Raw genomic sequence first — 18,763 nt, 5'->3', positions numbered from 1 at the left:
ATTAAGATCTCCAAAACCACTTTTTATCCGTAGCTATATTGGTAATCCATATCATTAAAAACATAAATAATACCGTGCGAATCAAGCCTAGAAAAGGACTCTCTGCGGCTAAATTGTCCAGAATGGGCAGTACTTGAATCAAGCCCAATACAGGGGTAATACAAAATGAGGTCACACAATACGCAATCATGGGATTTTGCCCACATTTAACCAAAGCACTTATCACCCTATTAGAAGAATGTACCTTAGTCAAATAATCGCAAGTAACATAAAAGATGAAGGCAAGGCCGCTAGTTAAAAACCAATATGAAAATGACGAAGGATCTTTTTTGATTCCTCCATCTAATGGTTCAAAAAATAAGGCAACTGTCGCAAAAGCTAATCCCCATCCTAATAACACTTTGTAAAACCAGATCTGTCCTTCATTTTTATTGCGGAAGTACCATAGATATAAAGCAATGAACAAAAAGTGACCAGCAAGATTAATTGACAATTCACGTGTATATAAGGTAACCACATGAAATACCACGAAAGCAAAACTCGCCAAAGCTACAACGCCCGCGGATTTCACTTCTTTTGGCTTATACAATTTGTTTGTAACTTCCTTGTATTTTAATACCAAATCTCCTAAAATAGAGCCTGGCAATACAATGCATAAATATTTCAGGAAAGAAAAATTATAGAACCATTTGATATCTGGATGAAAATACCAAATTGTAGCAGTCCAGCTTCCTTCAAGAGAATGTGTAAACCAGATGCCCATAAAGGCAACCATAATAGCTATACGCAGGTAAAAGTTAGAAGCCGTAAACAACCAACATGCTGATCCAAATACAGCCATATTTGACAGCACCAATATGATTATATTGTTTTTACTTTTGCTAAATGTATTTCCTAGGATTTCGCTATGGTAATAAGTTAATGCAGCAATTATTATAAAACCTAATAGCTGTAAACCATATTTCTTAAATGCTGTTCCCTCAAATCGCATAAACACCAAGAAGAAAGAAAAGAAAGTAGCTAAGGAAGTTAGATAATTTACCCAAGGTGCAGCAGTAAGGTTTGCAGGTGTCAAATAGGCTAATGCAATAGCAAAGAAAACCAATAACGCTCCCCTGCGCAAAAGTCCTTGTACAATGGTTAAGTATTCCTTATTCGCTAACTTAGTTTTGAGTGCAAAAGGGAAAGCAGCACCCATGGCAAATAGAAAGAAAGGAAATACCAAATCTACCCAAGTAATCCCAGGGTTATTAGGATTGAACGTAAAATCTGGAGGTCCCACCTGAGCGTGATACATCCAGCCGGGGAATTCGGCAGTCCACGGAATCACCGCAGCCAACACCATCCCAAAGATGGCTAGACCACGCAAAAAATCCACACTCAAATTTCTATATTTTACCATAGCTATTGGTCTTAAAAGCCTATACCACTAATAGTAATCTCTTCCGCTCCCACTTTAGCTTCTTTTGATGATTGATTCACCTCAAAGAATTTCACATCTGGACAGCGCATATTGGTAAATCGGCCTGCATGCATCGGCACTTCTAAACGCTTTCCATTTTGCATTCTAATCAGTGTAGTGTAAGACCATTTCGCATCCGATACCTTAGTTTGCGTTGGTTGAGCGGGTTTCCCTTCATTGCGAACTTGATCAATCGCATTGACACGTTTGAAGTCCCCGATTCCGTTTAAGGTATAACCAGCACATTCGTAAGTTTCCTCAAAATGTTTTCCCGCACCTTTCACACTAATCTTCATCAATCCATCTTTCACCACTTCAACCGACATTTCTACTTTTTCTCCCGGATACCAATAAAATTTCTTTTTGGCAGGAGCATAGATCCATACATCTTTTTGTCCTGATTTATGATCGGTTCTTCTAAAAAATGGTCTGAATGCTAACCTTTCTTTAGAAACACTACCATCCTCATGTTTTATTACTTCCCAAGTCAAACCTATGTCTGTCTCCTGTCCATCCATATGTCCGCCCATGTAAACAGAAGGATTATCCAAATATTGACCTGGCTTAGCCGAGTTTTTTCGTGACTCATCAAACTTAATAGTCGGTAATGTTACCTCTCCTTTGATTCCTATCCAATGATCTCTACTACTTACCGTTTTACGGTAATAAGCTCCTTGAAAACATGTATACGAAAATTCAGGCTTGATCTCATTATCCAAATACGTCCACTTTGATGAAGTAGAAGCATTTACATTGCCCGCCTCATTTGGCACCTTATTAGCACAACCAATAGTGAAAAATACCGACGAAAGGATTAAAATTGATTTAATATTCATCTCTAAAATCCTTTCCCGCTGATTGAAATTGTTTCTGCGCCAACTTTGGCTTCTTCCTCGTTTTGCTCTATAGAGAAATGTTTAGTAGCTGGACAAAGCATACTCGTCATACGCCCATTGTGCATTGGTACGACAACGCGTTCTCCTTTTTGACGACGTATTAAATTTGTATAAGACCATTTCGAATTACTAACCACTGCTTCTGTATATTGCGCTGGCTTTCCTTCGTTGCTTACTTGGTCAATCGCGTTGACACGCTTGAACTCACCCACACCTGTCAATGTATATCCAGCCGCTTCGAAAGTTGTCTCATAACTTTTCCCTGCTCCTTTTATACTCAATTTCAAAACACCATTCGAAATTACTTCTACGGACATTTCAACTTTTTCGCCCGGATACCAGTAGTATTCCTTTTGTGCTGGTGCATTCACATACAAACTTACTTGACCAGATTTGTGTGAAGCACGACGAAGGAAGGGACGAAAAGCTACTCTTTCTTCTGATACCGCGCCATTTTCGTGGCGGATTACTTCCCAAGTCAAACCGATATCTGTCTCTTGACCATCCATACTTCCACCCATATATACCGAAGGATTATCAAGGTACTGCTTAGGTTTAGCTGGATTAAATCTGATTTCATCGAATTTGATAGTTGGTAAAGTAACCTCACCACTGATACCTATCCAAGTGTCTTTACTACTTACTACTTTGCGATAGTAAGCTCCCGCAAAACAAGCTAATGAGCTTGCTGGACGAACCTCGTTCTCTAAAAATGTATATTTCTCCGTTGGTTCGGGATTGGGCTTTGTTTCTTCAGGTGTAGTCTTAGAGTCTTCACCCTTACTACAAGCTAACAACAAGCAAACCAGAGATAAATTAATAATACGCTTAAACATCACTTATAAATTAACTGGGATTAGTACTAAAGGTGTTGGTAAACAAGACGCTCCTGGAGGAGAGTAAATGAAATCAATTTCTTGAATCTCTTTTGTAGGATCTGGTTTATAGATTTCCACTAAAATAGCTTCTGGAGCTGCTTTAGTAATCAAGGCATTGTTGGGTAATTGACGAACAGTACTAGACCCATCAGGGTTCGTCAAACTCATTGTCAACCCCATACCGCCACACCATTGGTTATCAGCCGAACGTGAATTCCAAGTTACTAAAGCCAAACCTTTACCCTCTGTACTTTTCCACTTGATTTTCGTGTGGTACATCACACCGTAGTTACCTGCGTTCTTTGCAAATTCTTTCTTCTCCCCAATAGTACCGGTGATCCAAGGATCAGTTTTTCCATCAGCAATCACTAATTGTGTTACGCCACTGGCTGTACTAATCGTATCTGTAGCCGTAATCTTGTAATTCGAAACCCCAAAAATTCCACGTCCTGCATTGGCATGGCTATGCGGAATTACAGTTTTAATCTGCGCATACGCTTGTGGTCCCGATTTCTCAGGTGATGTCTGCAATACACTGATCTGAGCAGGTTGATCTACTACAAATTCATAGAATCCATGTACCAATTCATCGTAGCTTACAATATTTTTTTCCAATTGTTGGTCGATAGAAACAACTTCTCCTGGTTGGATAAAGCGTACATCATTCTGTACATCAGATTTGAAATAATCTTCCAAACCTTTTTTTCCAATTTCAAAATAATTGGTTGATGGTTTTTGAGAAGAATACTTTAGCATACGCAAAGTCATTTTCTCTTTACCTGTATTTTTAATTACTGCCGTAATCTTTGTTTTTATCTGTTGAGGCTCTTTTACACCATTTACATTGTATACATACAATCTTACTGCTCCAGGAGCTACATTTTCTTGCATTGCAATAGCTTCGGGAACACGGATATATTCGGGATCGTCTGAAATAAGAAACTGTGGACTTGGCAACACCTCTTTTGTGTAATTAACTGTAGGATATGCAGTGGTCAAAAATTCATCCAAGATGACCAAATTACCAACTTTAGCCTTTTTGATAACTTGCTCCACTTTACTTATAACTTTTGGATTATTGAAATCTTGTGCTTTTGAAACTTGATATGTTCCTAAAGCCCCCAACAAAAGAGAATAACACAATATTTTTTTCATTTTCATAGATTTATAATTTTGCCCAACATGGTCAATGAAGGGCAAAAAAAGGTAGATAGATAATTATTTTAGATTTCCAGAATGGTCAATTTCTTTTTCGAAAAGTGCAAGATGCGCATCCAACAACACCGAAGTATACCTTCTGTTTAGAAGAGCACTTTCTCCTGTTACAACTGGTAGACCTTGTTTCTTCAATAATGTATTTACTTGCTCCAAAGAAATTTCCTTCTTGATTTCTTTCATCAAATCCTGGAAGCCTGCTACTGTCAATGCTTTACCTGAAGCTGTCCACACACTATTTAATACTGGATAATAAAGACGCAAGCCCTCCATCAATTCATACTCACTAATCTCTCTTTCCGGGTAAAACCAAGTTTGATTAGCCCATTTGTAAGGCACTCCCACAGCTTTAATTACACCTGTTGCACCTATTTTATGCAAGACTTTAAACTGAGGATCCGTAGTAGGAACATCAAAATATGGCATGATATACGCTTTATGATCTAATAAAGTAGATTGTACATCACGAATAGATACTTGAGAAGGCAATTTATTTTGTTTCACAGAAAGCGCCGCCAATACACCTGACGCTTGTCCTATTCCTAACACTACAGGTTGAAGACGCGTCGCTCCATTAACGATATTTGTAGAACCTATACTCTTTTCAGCGATAATCAATCCCTCATAATCTTTAGGTAATAATACACCTAACGGAACATTGTAGGATGGAACACGTATTTTCACAAAATCAATTTCTGGGGCATTACCATATTTATAATGATGATGATCAATTGGATAATCACCCACAATAACACCAGCACGGTAGTACTTTTCTGGCGTTTCATACGGCGTCATGATATGTTGCAAAGCAAACAAAGATTTACCTACAACACGTCTTGATTCTCTGTGATAAGGAATCATTGGGAATCCATCTTTAGTAGGATACTCATCGAAATCAATACCTAAATTTTTGAAACCCAACTCATGCTGAATATAATATACAAAGCGTAATGTCATTTGCTTTGCTTCTTCCAAAGCTTTGACGCGCTCTTCCGGAGATTTTTCAATAATGTTTAAGTAGATATCATTTCCTTTTTTAGGCCAATTGATCATAAACTTATTATTTGGCAATCTACCATAAGTCAACATCTTGAAACAATCGTTGTTGTCCTTATTGAATGTTGCAGGGTCGGAGACATCACAACAGCCAGCAAATTCTTCTTTCGAATAATTTTTAGGTTTTTTAATCGTCTTATTAGCGTTGGGACCAAAATCTTTTAACGTAACTACATACGTCATGTCTTGAATAATATCGTTCGCTTGATCCAGTGCAAACGGCTCTTTAGTCAGATCTTTGCTATCCATACCTAAATAATAAGGCACTTTTAATGAAGCCATCACATCACCTAGTTCGGTTGCATCGATCAATACTTTACCTTCAATAGTATGAATTTTATTTTTGGAATCTGCGTACGTTAACACCCAATCGCCATTCTTTTTTTCTGCAGATTTCCATTTACTTTCATAAAGCACCTTGACATTTGGCTCTGCCGCAACCATTTTTTGCAAGATTTGATTACCTACCTTAGGTTCAAATAAAGTGTTACTTACCCAGCCTGTTTCAACAGCTGCAGGTCCGCCATAATAAGCATACAGGTGACTACGAAATTCCCCCCATAAGCCCGAAGGCATATTATGATTTCCATCTATCGCAGACACTCCCGCTGAGGTCAACATCCCTCCTAGCCAAACTGTCTCCTCTATAACAATAGACTTTACTCCTAATCTAGCCGACTGAATCGCCGCCATAGTGCCACTCGCCCCTCCTCCAACAATAATTACATCAGTTTTTAATTGTGCGTAAGCAGAGGTTAATGTTATTACAAAAAGACTAAAGAGAATAAAAAATTTACGCATTATTATGGTTCTAAATGTTTAACGTTAGTAGCAGACCTAATTGTTAGAAAATTTATGAGGTTAGAAATCATCTAAACCTGAAATTTACTTTTTTAGGTAATTGACGCTAAATAATAAAAAATTATTCAAATTGACAATATATATTTTAATTTTTTTTAAAATATATATTGTCATCCCAATAAATAATAATATCTTATTAAGAAATATAATTTAATTTTTACTCATCTCTTCCTCTTCTTCATCGGGCTTGCGTAAAGGCACAAACCATGATACAAGAAAAGCAGGAATAGTAGAAATTAGAACCCATATAAAAAATGTTTTATACCCCATATGATCACTTAGCACCCCACTCAACATCGAAGGCAACATAAAACCCAAATTAATCAGTCCACTACCAAAAGCATAGTGAGCCATTTTATATTTTCCTGGAGCAATATTTTGCATGGTGAACAAAATTATCCCCACAAAACCAAAACCATATCCAAAATATTCGACGATTACAGCCGTAGCAATAACCACTAAATTAGTAGGAACAAAAACAGCTAAAAATGCATATGCCGCAAATGGAATATTGAAACAGGCACACAAAATCAATAAAGTTCGCCTATTTAACCCCTTCTTAGCCACATAATTACCAGCCAAAATAGACCCTAAAACGAAAGCGATTGCCCCGAAAACTCCATACAATAAACCGATTTCTGAAGTACTTAAACCCAAGCCACCTTCAGCACGATCCGCCTTAAAAAACAAAGGAATAATTTTAATTGCTTGACCTTCAGCAAAACGATAAAAAACGACAAACAATAAGCTATACCATATATTCTTCTTTTGAAAAAAAGTGATAATCACATCTTTAAGGGTCACAAAACCTTCTTTTAACGTAGTGGTTTTAGCTTCTTCTTGGCTATTCGGCAAAGCTTTTGCATTATATAACCCCAAACCAACCATCAAGATTCCATAACAAAACATGACAACCATCCAAGCGTTTGAAATACCGATCCTTTGTTCAAATTCGCCCGCCAAATACACCAATACGCCTCCAGAAAAAACTTTAGCAATATTATAAAAAGCACCTTGCCATCCCACATATTTCGCCTGATTTTTGGCATCCAACTCATTTAAATACACCCCATCGGCGGCTGTATCATGCGTGGAAGCACTCAAAGCTATAATAGTCAAAACCGCAATTGAGAAACTGAAAAAATGATCCAATTGTAGCGTTAATCCTACTAATCCAAATAATATTCCAGTGAAAATTTGCGTGACATACACAAAGAATTTCTTCGTCTTGTACAATTCCAAAAATGGTCCCCAAAAAGGTTTTAGCGTCCACGGCAACATGATTAAAGAAGTCCAAAATGCGATCTGAGCATCAGAAACACCCATATTTTTGTACATGATTGAACTAGCTCCAGACAATGCGACAAAAGGCAACCCCATTGCAAACCATGTAGTAGGTATCCAAGATATTGGATGAATGGATTTTTTATTCGATTCGTTTTTCACAGATTAGGTTTTTGTAGTGTAATGTTTTAATATCTAAAATTAGGATTTCAACTAAAAATAATTTAGATTTACTATAAATTAGCTTTTAGCTACAAATAGTTTTCAATTATATTTAAAAAAAATGAATTATTAAAAACATATTATTAAATATTTTTATAAACTCTTATTACTTAGCTAATTTGATTAAATAAATGTATTAAGCCTAACAAGTTATATGACATCTAACTTTTTTAAAGATATTCACGAGGCAAATAAAAATGGTGTTGCCTACAAAAATATTAGACTTAAGAAAAAGATATTAGCCTACTTTGCCACAAACGAGACTGCTACAATTGCAGAATTGAGTAAAGAGTTCAATATAAGTATTCCTAAAATTAATGAGTGCGTAAGCGAACTTATCGAGGACGAGCTCGTGAAAGATTACGGTAAGACAACTTCTGCCGTAGGTCGCAAACCGAACATCTATGGTCTGGTGGCAAATTCCGCTTATTTTATAGGGGTACAAGTTGGTATTGACAACTTAAGTATCTCTATGATCAATATGAAAAAAGATATTGTCTCCAAAAAAGATAACATCCCTTATTTATTGGAAAACAATGAGCAATCTCTTTTGGATATTTGTAAAGAGATCAATGAATTTATCGCGAAACACAATATCGTAAAAGAAAAAATATTAGGTGTGGGTATTAACCTTACCGGACGCATTAACTACAGAACGGGTTACTCGTATTCCTATTTTAATTTTTATGAGGATCCTTTATCTAAATTGTTTGAGGAAAATATTGGCATTCCCACATTCTTGGAGAATGACACCAAAGCGCTTTCCTATGCAGAGTTTAGTAGCGGAATATTAACCGATGAAAAGGATGCTTTATTTATCAATGTCGACAACGGTATTGGTCTAGGCATAATGATTGATGGAAAATTATATTATGGTAAATCTGGGTTCTCTGGTGAATTCGGACATATCTCCATTTTTGATAACGATATAATCTGTAAATGTGGTAAAAAAGGATGTTTGGAAACAGAAGCTTCTGGTTATGCTTTAATAAGACGTGTGACAGATCAAATTAATGATGGAGCTACTAGTAGTTTGACCAAAAAATTCAAAAAAATTGAGGAGATCAAACTAAATGATATTATCTCCGCTGCCAAAAAAGATGATAACCTTTGTATTGAAGCTATCAATTATATCGGTGATAAGCTTGGACGCGGTATTGCTTCACTTATTAATATCTTCAATCCAGAATTAATTATAATTGGTGGAGTAGTTGCCAAATCCGAAGAATACCTTAGTTTGCCATTGAAAAATGCAGTAAACAAATACTCGCTGTCAACTGTAAACAGGGACACCAAGATAATTTTATCTTCAAAAAATGATAACCTAGCCTCTTTTGGCGCTTGTCTATTATTGCGCGATCGTTTACTAAATGTTACGGACTAACGATAGATCGTAGCACCATCCTGACTTACTTTTTTCACAAAGGGCGCAGCATATTTATCAAACAATACAGCAAATTCATATCTGGAAACAACCTTTGAGGGATCAAATTCACCCTTGAAGGTTAATTCTTTATTCCATTTATTTTTCACTTCTACATCCAATTCTTCCGCTCTAAAAGCCGTGAATTTAATTAGATTTAAAGCATCTTGAACGGTTAAAAATTCTGGAGTATTGTCTACGAACCACAATTGTGCCCGAGAATAAAATTGATTTACTATGGGTTTAATATCCGATACTCGTACCGAATCTGCTAAATCAAATGCGGGCTTACCCTCGCTCGTGCTTAAAGGAAGTATTCCGGCAAGATACATTCTTTGCAACGATATAAAATTCTTGTCTTGATAACTCACATCTACCGTAGGTAATAATCGGCTTCTAAACATCAGTAATTCATTTTGCAACGTACGCAAGTCTATTTTGTCTGTAGTAGTCTTAAAAAAAGTACAATAACCTGCAATAGCCCCCATCACCTGTCCATATGCCAATCTAAAATTAAGGTTATCTCTTTCTATAAAATCATTCCCATCTGCTACAAAAAAATTATCCTTTTGGCTTATCAAATCTCCTAACCTCGAAACCACTACCTCACCTTGCTTCTCTCCTACCAATACGACACTTCTAGCATCGGCTATTGTAAGCGCATTCGCTCGCATAAACTGAGCTTGTGGCAAATTTTCAACTTTAGCTTTGGATGCTAATGTATGACCAATGCTGGCGTCCATAACCACATGAACTGCATAATTGCTTTTGTTGGACAAAGTCACCTTCCAACTTTTCGAATGTTCAATATTTACAACATCCTCACCATTAAGTATTGTTAAAAATAAATTATCTGCTGTAAGCACATTATAAGATTGCCTTTTTCCGTTCAGGATAAAACTATTCGTGGAGTCTTTTTTACTTCGTTCTTCTTTTATGAATTGATTTACCACACCTCCATCTATCAGCTTTCCTTCTTCTGAACTTTTAAGCTCAAACTTATCTTTCTCAAAAGAATACGAGGCAGGATTTACCCAAAGCGTAGGAACACCAGAAGCTGCCGATTGCAAAGCTGCCACATAGGCTTCTATCGTACTGCCGTAAATTAAAACAGCTGGTTTTTTAGGTTTAGCAATAAGCAATATAGGCAGACTGAGAATTAATAAAATCCAGTATCGAGTGCAATGTAGATTATTCATATCCTAATTTAAAAACTATTTAGATTTATTACGACATAGTCCTATATATTTTATACGCAACATTCCTATATTTAGCAATATATAAGTAACTTTGCACCATGATAGAGGAAGAAAAATCATTAAATTTTATTGAAGAAATTATCGAAGAAGATCTTCGAACAGGAAAACATGATGGTCGCGTATTGACGAGATTTCCTCCTGAGCCAAACGGCTATCTTCATATTGGCCATGCCAAATCCATCTGTCTTAACTTCGGATTGGCACAAAAATATAATGGCAAGACAAACCTTCGTTTTGATGACACAAACCCTGTAACTGAGGATACTGAGTATGTAGAAAGCATCAAAAACGATATCCAATGGTTAGGCTTCCAGTGGGCTGAAGAATTATACACTTCGGATTATTTCGAAACATTATATGAATATGCTGTCACGCTAATCAAAAAAGGATTGGCTTATGTAGATGACAGTACAGCAGAAGAAATTGCAGCAGCAAAAGGCACACCTACAGAACCTGGTGTTCCTACACCAAACCGCAGCCGTTCGGTGGAAGAAAATTTACAGCTCTTCCAAGAGATGCGTGATGGAAAGTATCAAGATGGTGAGAAGGTGCTACGTGCTAAAATAGATTTGTCTAATCCAAACATGCACATGCGTGATCCGATTATTTATCGTATCAAACATGCCCATCACCACCGTACAGGAGACAAATGGTGCATCTATCCAATGTATGACTTTGCACACGGACAATCGGATTCCATAGAAAAAATCACGCATTCCATATGTACATTGGAATTTATTCCCCACCGTGCTTTGTACGATTGGCTGATCGAACAATTAGAAATTTTCCCTTCTAAACAATATGAATTTGCGCGTCTTAACATGACTTATACCGTAATGAGTAAGCGTAAATTATTACAATTGGTAAACGAAGGTCACGTAGAAAGCTGGGACGACCCGCGTATGCCTACTATTTCAGGGTTGCGTCGTCGTGGCTATACACCTGCAAGTATTCGAAATTTTGCGGAACGTATTGGTATCCAAAAACGTGAAAATATGATCGATGTCAGCTTGTTGGAATTCTGTATCCGTGAGGATTTGAACAAAACAGCTTGGCGCAGAATGGCGGTATTGGATCCTATCAAATTAGTAATTACAAACTATCCTGATGGAAAAGTGGAAGAGCTTGTAGGAGAAAATAATCCAGAAGTAGAAGGTGGCGAAGGTTCACGCATTATTCCTTTCACAAAAGAATTGTGGATTGAACGTGATGATTTCATGGAAGAGCCTCCTAAGAAATTCTTCCGTTTGGGACCAGGTCTTTCAGTACGTTTGAAACATGGATATATTGTAGAATGTCATGATTTCAAAAAAGACGAAAATGGAAATGTAACAGAAATCCACTGTAATTATATTCCAAATTCGAAATCTGGCGAAGATACTTCAGGATTGAAAGTAAAAGGAACTATTCACTGGATTTCTACAGCACATGCTAAAGAAGCAGAAGTACGTTTGTACGACCGTCTATTCCAAGTAGAAAACCCAGCTGCGGAAGAAGATTTCAAAGCATCTTTAAATCCAAATAGCTTGACTATTATTCCAAAAGCGTATATCGAACCGGATTTGGCAAATGCTGTACCAGGCAAAGGTTACCAATTTATTCGCTTAGGATATTTCAATTTGGACACTAAATCTACACCAGAACATCTGGTTTTCAATAGAACAGTTACTTTGAAAGACTCTTGGGCTAAAGAAGTCAAAAAAGGATAAACATACAGAAAAGGAGGTCAAAGACCTCCTTTTTTAATTACTTAAGTATTTATTCTCAATACGCTGAACTTGTGTAATTAGCTTCTCGTTTCCAAGAGCATTAGCAATCTCTTTATATCGATTTAAGGAGTCAACCGTGGTATTTATTTCCAATCGATCGAATCCTGTAAGTTTATCTGCCTTTCCCACTAAATAGTTTAAATTTGATTCGATATAATCAATATCACGACTGGCAATCAGTTGAGCCTTTTCTTTTTCTTTTACTTTAATCAACGTATCCACAACTACAGCATTAGATTGCACATGATGTATATCAACTATACGTTTTGGCATATGCTGCAACGCTAACAATGCAACGTTCTTAGCTTCTTGCAAGCGTTCTTCTTTTACTAAAGAATCCAATGTGAGATTTACGGTTTTATCAAACAAATAACTCTGTACAAAACGTCTATAATCCACATCATAATGTTCAAGATCTGATATACTTCCATAAACATATTTTGAAGTTACATTTCGATACAAGGTATCTGTATTCACCAAAGAAATTTCATTTTCAGGCTGTTCTTTTTCAATGGGCATTAATCGATAGACTAATCCTTCATTTACTAAATATTTGTCTAGACCAATAAAATTTTCAGACCCCAACATATTGGCAAAATAAATCGGACGTTCCCAATTATTATGTAGTATGATGGAAAGTAAACTCAATTCAGATTTTGTAACATACGGTTTGTTATAACTCCATTGCATCACCTCAGCGATGTCTTTTTCCCAAGATTTTGGAACGACTTTATTACGCAGTACTGAATCTTTATCTATTATCATTTGGATATTTTTAGTAGGCAATACATTTACATATTTTCCATTAGATAAGGGCAATTGGTTGCTTTGATTATCAGAAAGCATAACCTCTAGAAGGGTGTCCAAATCAACATATCCATCCACCTCCATATCGTAATAATGGATTACATCACGTATACCTTTCTTGATTTTATCAGGATGAATATGAATTGGTGCGGCCTGAGCCAAATTGATGTCCTGCATGGTTTGTTTAACATACCAATCTGACTGAAGATAACTCAAATTCACTATCCGAACATCGGTCCGCACACCCTCTACTTCTTGCAAATACCACAAAGGAAAGGTATCGTTATCTGCATAAGTGAAAAGTATAGCATTGGGCTCGCATGATTCCAAATAGTTGTACGCCATATCACGCGTCCACGTACGATCGGAGCGATCATGATCATCCCAATTTTGATACGCCAAAATCCCCGGACCAGCTACAAATACAAACGCTAAAGAAATGCTAGCGACTACTTTATTCGCATATATCCGTCGTAAAATATCTAAAACTGCAATTGCCCCTAGTCCAATCCAAACGCTAAACATGTAGAAAGAGCCAGCATAGGCATAATCTCTTTCACGCGGTTGCATCGGAGTTTGGTTTAAATAAATGACAATTGCTAATCCCGTAAAGAAAAACAATAAACCAACGATAAAACTGTCACGTTTAGATTTTTTATAATGCCACACCAATCCAAGAATTCCTAAAAACAAAGGCAAGAAATAATATACATTACGTGAAGGATTCTCATAGTTTTCGTATAGGGATTCCTTTCCTAATCGCGTGTCATCTAAAGCTGAAATACCCGCAATCCAATTTCCATTAATCGCACTACCATGACTGGGTTCATCATTTTGCCTGCCAACAAAATTCCAAAGGAAATAACGCGCATACATATGGTTTACCTGATACGTAAAAAAGAATTTCAGATTACCCCACATGGTTGGAGCTTCATCCTGATCTAATCCCGTATAGTATGAATAGAAAGGAGCTTTATCCGCACTCCATAAACGTGGAAAAAACATTTCATTATCATAAGCATACTTACCTGGCGCATCTACCCTTGTATATTTTTCCTCATCTTTTCTATACGTATGGTTTTCCTGTACAGCAATAGGTTTTGAATTATACGTAGGTCCTTTGATTAGCGGTTCTGAACCATATTGCTCTCGGCTTAAATAACCTAAGAATGAAAACGCATTGTCTGGAGAATTATTATTTAAAGAAATATTGGTTTGTGCCCTGACCAAAAGCATTGTATAGGAACTAAAACCAAATAAGACAAAACAAAGGGATAAAATGGACAGATGTAGTATCACTTTTTTCTTTTGATTAGCGTAATATAATCCCAAAACTATTAGCGAAATTAAAAGAACAATGAATACCAAAATGCCAGACCCAAATCCCAATCCCAAACTATTCACAAAGAATAAGTCAAAATAGGCTGCCAATTTTACACTATATTGAATCACACCCCAAAGTATAAATGCTAGGATAGCAACGCCGATTCCTAACGTTGTCAACACACCTTTTAGGGAAATTTTAGCCGTCTTTTTGAAATACACCACCAAAGCTAATGCAGGAATCGTCAATAGATTCAATAAATGCACCCCGATAGATAAGCCCATTACAAATGCAATGACCAATAGCCATCGGTTAGCGTCGTCCTGGTCGGCTCTCGCTTCCCACTTCAATATCAACCAAAATACAGTTGCAGTACATAAGGAAGACATTGCATAAACTTCACTTTCCACTGCAGAATACCAAAAGGTATCCGTAAATGAATAAGCCAAAGCACCAACAAGACCAGCCCCAAAGATCTGGATATTAGTCGAAATGGAAGATTTAGAGAAAGATATGTTTACAGCTTTTCGAGCCAAAGCAGTAATCGTCCAAAAAAGAAAGGTAATCGTCAGTCCACTGCAGACAGCAGATCCAACATTCATCCAAAACGCGATTTTACTGACTTCCCCTCCTGCCAAGTTGCTAAAGATATTTTGAACCATCAAAAATAAAGGAGCACCTGGCTGATGGACAACTTGCAATTTATAGGCAGAAGCTACAAATTCTCCAGTATCCCACCAACTGTTAAACCGATCAGCTGTAAGGACATACACTAGTGTTGCTACTATTCCGCAGAACCATCCCAAAAGAATGTTGATTTTATTGTAATTCATAATAGTTGTTTAAGGCGTGTTGGAAACTATTATAAATTTAGAGGAATTGTAATAGCTAAAGTGTTAATTAACAGATTTTAACACCCATAAAAAAAGCTTCCACAAGGAAGCTTTTTCTGTTATGCTAATTTTTCTACTATTCGTTTTGTAGGACCTGGATTACTCATCGTATAAAAATGTAATACAGGAACGCCAAATTCAATCAATTCCTTACACATATTGACCATCCATTCATTGCTTATCTTTTGCACGTCAGCATTGGTTTTACACGTTTCCACCGCATCACTTAATTCTTCTGGAATATCTAAGTGAAATATTTTAGGCAAAGCAATTAATTGCTTTTTCGTCGTCAATGGTTTCAAACCTGGAATAATAGGTACATGAATATCATTTTCACGGCATTTAACTACGAATTCCTTATATTTCTCAATGTTATAAAACATCTGTGTCACAATAAATTCCGCGCCCATCTCTACTTTTTTCTTCAGCCATTTGAAGTCGGTATTAAAGTTCGGAGCTTCAAAATGTTTTTCGGGATAACCCGCAACACCTATACAGAAATTCGTTTTCGAACTATTTTCGATATCTTCATGTAAGTATTTCCCGCTATTCATATCAGCTACTTGGGCTAATAAATCCGTAGCATACGCATGACCTCCTGTAGTAGGTATAAAATCAGGATCACCTTTACGTGCATCACCGCGCAAAACCAATACATTATCGATTCCCAAGAAATCTAAATCTATCAACGCGTTTTCGGTTTCTTCTTTCGTAAAGCCTCCACAAATCAAATGCGGCACAGCATCTACTTTGTATTTGTTCATAATCGCAGCACAAATAGCAACCGTCCCAGGACGTTTACGATAAGCCACACGCTCCAATAATCCATTCGCATGTTGTTTGTACAAATAATCTTCGCGGTGATAAGTTACATCTATAAACGGCGGGTTGAATTCCATCAATTCATCCATGGTATTAAAAATACTCTGGATACCTTGGCCTTTTGCAGGAGGTAATAATTCGAAAGAAAACAGCGTTTTTCCTTTAGCGTTTTTAATATGATCTACGATTTTCATGTTTATTCTTTTCGTTCAGGCTAAGAGAAAAGACACGGAGGTACGGTCTATCCAAAACTTATCTTTCCCTCAGGGTAGAATGTAGCACCTTGACTATGGTCAGGTTGCTAAGGCTTCAGCGGGTCTATTCCCTCTGCCTTTCTCTATAAGCTCCGCTAATATCGGTGTATTAACTCAAAAGTTAAAATATAAAAGAAAAAATATTTGCGAAATCTACAACAAAATCAACGTAAATCTTAAGATTTTATTAGTCTTCAAACGTAGTTTCTATTAATATTTCATTAGAAAGGATTTTATTGACAGGACAAGCCTCAGCTATAACCATCAATCGCTTTAAATCTTTTTGTGCGATATCCTTATTTTCAAAAGAAATAGACTTACGAAAAGTAGCTACCTTGTCTGTAGTATTATGTTCCAATTCGACTTTTACGTCAATCCTTCCTAGATTAAATCCTTTCCTATCGGCATACATTTTCAAGGTCGCTACTGTACACATTCCCAAAGAAGAAGCCAACAGTTCGTAAGGATTGAATCCTGTATCCTGCCCTCCTAACGATTGGGGTTCATCTCCTATTATTTCTTTACCATTTGCGGTAATAGAAGTTATATAATTTACGGCACCAATAGAGGCAGCAACTTCATAAGTAATTAGTTTTTTCGTTGAATCCATAATTTAGGCGAGCTATTAAACAAATTTGGCTTTATAATCTTCGCGGACAATTCTTACCCATTCCGGATGTCTTTTTATGTAAGCTACCACCAATGGACAAAGCGGAACTAATGTTATCTTATTATTTTCAAGATAAGCTAAGGTTTTTTCAATCAATGCTGTAGCCACTCCTCGACCAGCTAACTCCTCAGGACTTTCTGTATGAATTAAGGTGATTACTCCATTTCTCTCCTTGTAATCAATGAACGCGGTATAACCATCGACCGTTAGTTCAAAACGTTTGGAATCTTCATTTTTAATCGCTTTTAGATTTTCATATTCAGGCTTCATAATGCTGTACTTTAAGTGCTTCTATTTAAATATTATAAAATTAAATTACATTACAGAAAATTACTTTTCCACAACTAAACAAACATATTTAAATAAATGGAGGAAAAAATTAATCTAGAATAAGAAAACTGAAGGAGAAAGAACAAAAAAAGCGAATTGAAAAATCTCCATTCGCTTTCGTATTTCTTATGAATATTTTTACTCTTTATACAAATCCACTAATCCTTCTGGCAAGTCCACCTCAATTATTTCCTCCTCAGCATCAATACCTAAGATTAAATCTTCCGAAAGTGGAAACATCAAGTCTTTACCGTCCATATCTACAGTAGCGATAAACTGCTGTGGCATTTCACGTACCTCAATGATTTCACCTAATTCACCATGCTCTTCGTCAATAACTAGGAAACCGACCAAATCAGTCCATCTAAAATCATCAGGATCACGTTCTGGCATCTTATCATTAGGAAGGTACACCTTACGACGCACCAACGCTTGCGCTTTGTCGATATGATCTACATCTTCAAAAGTCGCATACGCCGTACTGTTCTTTTGTAATTTGATTGTATCTACAAAATAAGGTACTAATTTCTTGTTGACTTCAAGAAAAATCACATCCAAATCCAATTCATTGTAATCCTCAAACTCAAAAAACAATTGCACTTCTCCCTTTAGACCACGTGTCTTAGATACATATCCGATGTAAAAACTTTCCTCTATTGTCATATTTGAAATTAAAAAGGCAAAATTAAAAAATAAAAACCACAGCACCTTCATTTACATAAAAAAAGCCGATTCAAAATCGAATCGGCTTTTCTTGAATACTGTATGAAAGAATTAACCTTCAGCTTCTTCAGTGTTTTCAGTAGCTTCCGCTTCTTCAGCTGGTGCTTCTTCAGCAACAGGAGCATTTTTAGCAGCGATAGCAGCAGCTTTAGCAGCTTTTTTAGTAGCTTCAGCAGCCAAAGCAGCTTTTTTAGCTTCTTCTTTCGTGTTAGCTAAACCGTCTTTTTTACCTGCAATTTTTGCTTCGTTAGCAGCAGTCCAAGCAGCAAATTTTTCTTCTAAAGCAGCTTCATCAAAAGCACCTTTTTTCAAACCACCTTGCAAGTGTTTTTTGTATAATACACCTTTGTAAGAAAGGATAGCACGAGCTGTGTCTGTAGGTTGCGCACCTTTGTTCACCCAGTCCAAAGCTTTGTCAAAATCCAAAACGATAGTCGCTGGATTTGTGTTTGGATTGTAAGAACCGATACGGTCGATGAATTTACCATCACGTGGAGCACGTGAATCTGCTACTACTAGGTGGTAAAAAGGACGTCCTTTTTTACCATGTCTTTGCAATCTGATTTTAGTTGCCATGTTTTGTTATTATTTATGTATTCAACATATCCCCCGTAC

Annotated in this window: 15 protein-coding genes and 1 riboswitch; of the genes, 2 read left to right on the top strand and 13 right to left on the bottom strand. The window is 36.6% G+C overall.

The features are described 5' to 3' along the window. Position 1: 1 nt before the first annotated feature. From H8B04_RS01515 to H8B04_RS01490, 6 genes are all read right to left on the bottom strand, one after another. Positions 2-1,402: a DUF5009 domain-containing protein gene (locus H8B04_RS01515; RefSeq protein ID WP_165289977.1), complete on the bottom strand. Its 1,401-nt coding sequence runs from the start codon at positions 1,400-1,402 to the stop codon at positions 2-4. A gap of 11 nt (positions 1,403-1,413) precedes the next feature. Continuing rightward, positions 1,414-2,298, bottom strand: coding sequence for a hypothetical protein (locus H8B04_RS01510; RefSeq protein WP_190301237.1), 885 nt, complete (start codon positions 2,296-2,298; stop codon positions 1,414-1,416). Between the two features lie 2 nt (positions 2,299-2,300). After that, entirely contained in the window at positions 2,301-3,194 is an 894-nt protein-coding gene (locus H8B04_RS01505; RefSeq protein ID WP_223815202.1) for a hypothetical protein, read from the bottom strand. A 3-nt stretch (positions 3,195-3,197) separates the two neighbouring features. Further along, positions 3,198-4,391, bottom strand: a complete 1,194-nt coding sequence (locus H8B04_RS01500) for a copper amine oxidase (RefSeq protein WP_165289975.1) — start codon at positions 4,389-4,391, stop codon at positions 3,198-3,200. 63 nt (positions 4,392-4,454) lie between these two features. Continuing rightward, positions 4,455-6,308 (bottom strand): FAD-dependent oxidoreductase, encoded by a 1,854-nt coding sequence (locus tag H8B04_RS01495; RefSeq protein ID WP_190301236.1) that lies wholly within the window; start codon positions 6,306-6,308, stop codon positions 4,455-4,457. Positions 6,309-6,518: 210 nt separating this feature from the next. Next, on the bottom strand, positions 6,519-7,814 hold the full coding sequence (locus tag H8B04_RS01490) for an MFS transporter (protein WP_317170629.1): 1,296 nt from the start codon (positions 7,812-7,814) through the stop codon (positions 6,519-6,521). Between the two features lie 214 nt (positions 7,815-8,028). Between H8B04_RS01490 and H8B04_RS01485 the strand changes: the two genes are divergently transcribed. Further along, positions 8,029-9,258, top strand: coding sequence for an ROK family transcriptional regulator (locus H8B04_RS01485; protein ID WP_190301235.1), 1,230 nt, complete (start codon positions 8,029-8,031; stop codon positions 9,256-9,258). Here the strand turns inward: H8B04_RS01485 and H8B04_RS01480 are convergent. Beyond that, positions 9,255-10,496, bottom strand: coding sequence for a hypothetical protein (locus H8B04_RS01480; RefSeq protein WP_190301234.1), 1,242 nt, complete (start codon positions 10,494-10,496; stop codon positions 9,255-9,257). The two genes, H8B04_RS01485 and H8B04_RS01480, sit on opposite strands and share 4 nt — an antisense overlap. Positions 10,497-10,594: 98 nt before the next feature. Between H8B04_RS01480 and H8B04_RS01475 the strand changes: the two genes are divergently transcribed. After that, a complete protein-coding gene (locus tag H8B04_RS01475) occupies positions 10,595-12,265 on the top strand; it encodes a glutamine--tRNA ligase/YqeY domain fusion protein (protein ID WP_190301233.1) in 1,671 nt (556 codons plus the stop codon). 33 nt (positions 12,266-12,298) lie between these two features. Here H8B04_RS01475 and H8B04_RS01470 read toward each other — a convergent pair whose 3' ends face one another. The 6 genes from H8B04_RS01470 to H8B04_RS01445 all read right to left on the bottom strand — a co-directional run bounded on the left by H8B04_RS01470 (position 12,299) and on the right by H8B04_RS01445 (position 18,724). Beyond that, entirely contained in the window at positions 12,299-15,289 is a 2,991-nt protein-coding gene (locus H8B04_RS01470) for a glycosyltransferase family 117 protein (protein ID WP_190301232.1), read from the bottom strand. A gap of 119 nt (positions 15,290-15,408) precedes the next feature. Then, positions 15,409-16,365 carry a methylenetetrahydrofolate reductase gene (locus tag H8B04_RS01465; RefSeq protein WP_190301231.1) on the bottom strand — a complete coding sequence of 319 codons (957 nt, stop codon included), beginning with the start codon at positions 16,363-16,365 and terminating at the stop codon, positions 15,409-15,411. A gap of 55 nt (positions 16,366-16,420) precedes the next feature. After that, positions 16,421-16,517: riboswitch (SAM riboswitch) on the bottom strand. 95 nt (positions 16,518-16,612) lie between these two features. Continuing rightward, positions 16,613-17,035, bottom strand: coding sequence for an OsmC family protein (locus H8B04_RS01460; protein ID WP_190301230.1), 423 nt, complete (start codon positions 17,033-17,035; stop codon positions 16,613-16,615). 15 nt (positions 17,036-17,050) lie between these two features. Continuing rightward, the gene (locus H8B04_RS01455) at positions 17,051-17,365 is read right to left on the bottom strand and encodes a GNAT family N-acetyltransferase (protein WP_190301229.1); all 315 of its coding nucleotides are present in this window, start codon (positions 17,363-17,365) and stop codon (positions 17,051-17,053) included. A gap of 198 nt (positions 17,366-17,563) precedes the next feature. Beyond that, positions 17,564-18,088 (bottom strand): ribosome maturation factor RimM, encoded by a 525-nt coding sequence (rimM, locus tag H8B04_RS01450; RefSeq protein ID WP_190301228.1) that lies wholly within the window; start codon positions 18,086-18,088, stop codon positions 17,564-17,566. A 111-nt stretch (positions 18,089-18,199) separates the two neighbouring features. Then, positions 18,200-18,724 (bottom strand): 30S ribosomal protein S16, encoded by a 525-nt coding sequence (locus tag H8B04_RS01445; protein WP_190301227.1) that lies wholly within the window; start codon positions 18,722-18,724, stop codon positions 18,200-18,202. Positions 18,725-18,763 lie beyond the last annotated feature (39 nt).

Origin of the sequence: Sphingobacterium litopenaei (genome assembly GCF_014692495.1) — a bacterium.
GTDB classification, from domain to species: domain Bacteria; phylum Bacteroidota; class Bacteroidia; order Sphingobacteriales; family Sphingobacteriaceae; genus Sphingobacterium; species Sphingobacterium litopenaei.
This window is presented reverse-complemented; position numbering and strand designations above follow the sequence as displayed.

What these genes read in the sequence shown, in the direction of transcription:
- H8B04_RS01515 (WP_165289977.1), bottom strand. Translation starts at nt 1,402, where the DNA reads ATGGTAAAATATAGAAATTTGAGTGTGGATTTTTTGCGTGGTCTAGCC.
- H8B04_RS01510 (WP_190301237.1), bottom strand. Translation starts at nt 2,298, where the DNA reads ATGAATATTAAATCAATTTTAATCCTTTCGTCGGTATTTTTCACTATT.
- H8B04_RS01505 (WP_223815202.1), bottom strand. Translation starts at nt 3,194, where the DNA reads ATGTTTAAGCGTATTATTAATTTATCTCTGGTTTGCTTGTTGTTAGCT.
- H8B04_RS01500 (WP_165289975.1), bottom strand. Translation starts at nt 4,391, where the DNA reads ATGAAAAAAATATTGTGTTATTCTCTTTTGTTGGGGGCTTTAGGAACA.
- H8B04_RS01495 (WP_190301236.1), bottom strand. Translation starts at nt 6,308, where the DNA reads ATGCGTAAATTTTTTATTCTCTTTAGTCTTTTTGTAATAACATTAACC.
- H8B04_RS01485 (WP_190301235.1), top strand. Translation starts at nt 8,029, where the DNA reads ATGACATCTAACTTTTTTAAAGATATTCACGAGGCAAATAAAAATGGT.
- H8B04_RS01480 (WP_190301234.1), bottom strand. Translation starts at nt 10,496, where the DNA reads ATGAATAATCTACATTGCACTCGATACTGGATTTTATTAATTCTCAGT.
- H8B04_RS01475 (WP_190301233.1), top strand. Translation starts at nt 10,595, where the DNA reads ATGATAGAGGAAGAAAAATCATTAAATTTTATTGAAGAAATTATCGAA.
- H8B04_RS01470 (WP_190301232.1), bottom strand. Translation starts at nt 15,289, where the DNA reads ATGAATTACAATAAAATCAACATTCTTTTGGGATGGTTCTGCGGAATA.
- H8B04_RS01465 (WP_190301231.1), bottom strand. Translation starts at nt 16,365, where the DNA reads ATGAAAATCGTAGATCATATTAAAAACGCTAAAGGAAAAACGCTGTTT.
- H8B04_RS01460 (WP_190301230.1), bottom strand. Translation starts at nt 17,035, where the DNA reads ATGGATTCAACGAAAAAACTAATTACTTATGAAGTTGCTGCCTCTATT.
- H8B04_RS01455 (WP_190301229.1), bottom strand. Translation starts at nt 17,365, where the DNA reads ATGAAGCCTGAATATGAAAATCTAAAAGCGATTAAAAATGAAGATTCC.
- rimM (WP_190301228.1), bottom strand. Translation starts at nt 18,088, where the DNA reads ATGACAATAGAGGAAAGTTTTTACATCGGATATGTATCTAAGACACGT.
- H8B04_RS01445 (WP_190301227.1), bottom strand. Translation starts at nt 18,724, where the DNA reads ATGGCAACTAAAATCAGATTGCAAAGACATGGTAAAAAAGGACGTCCT.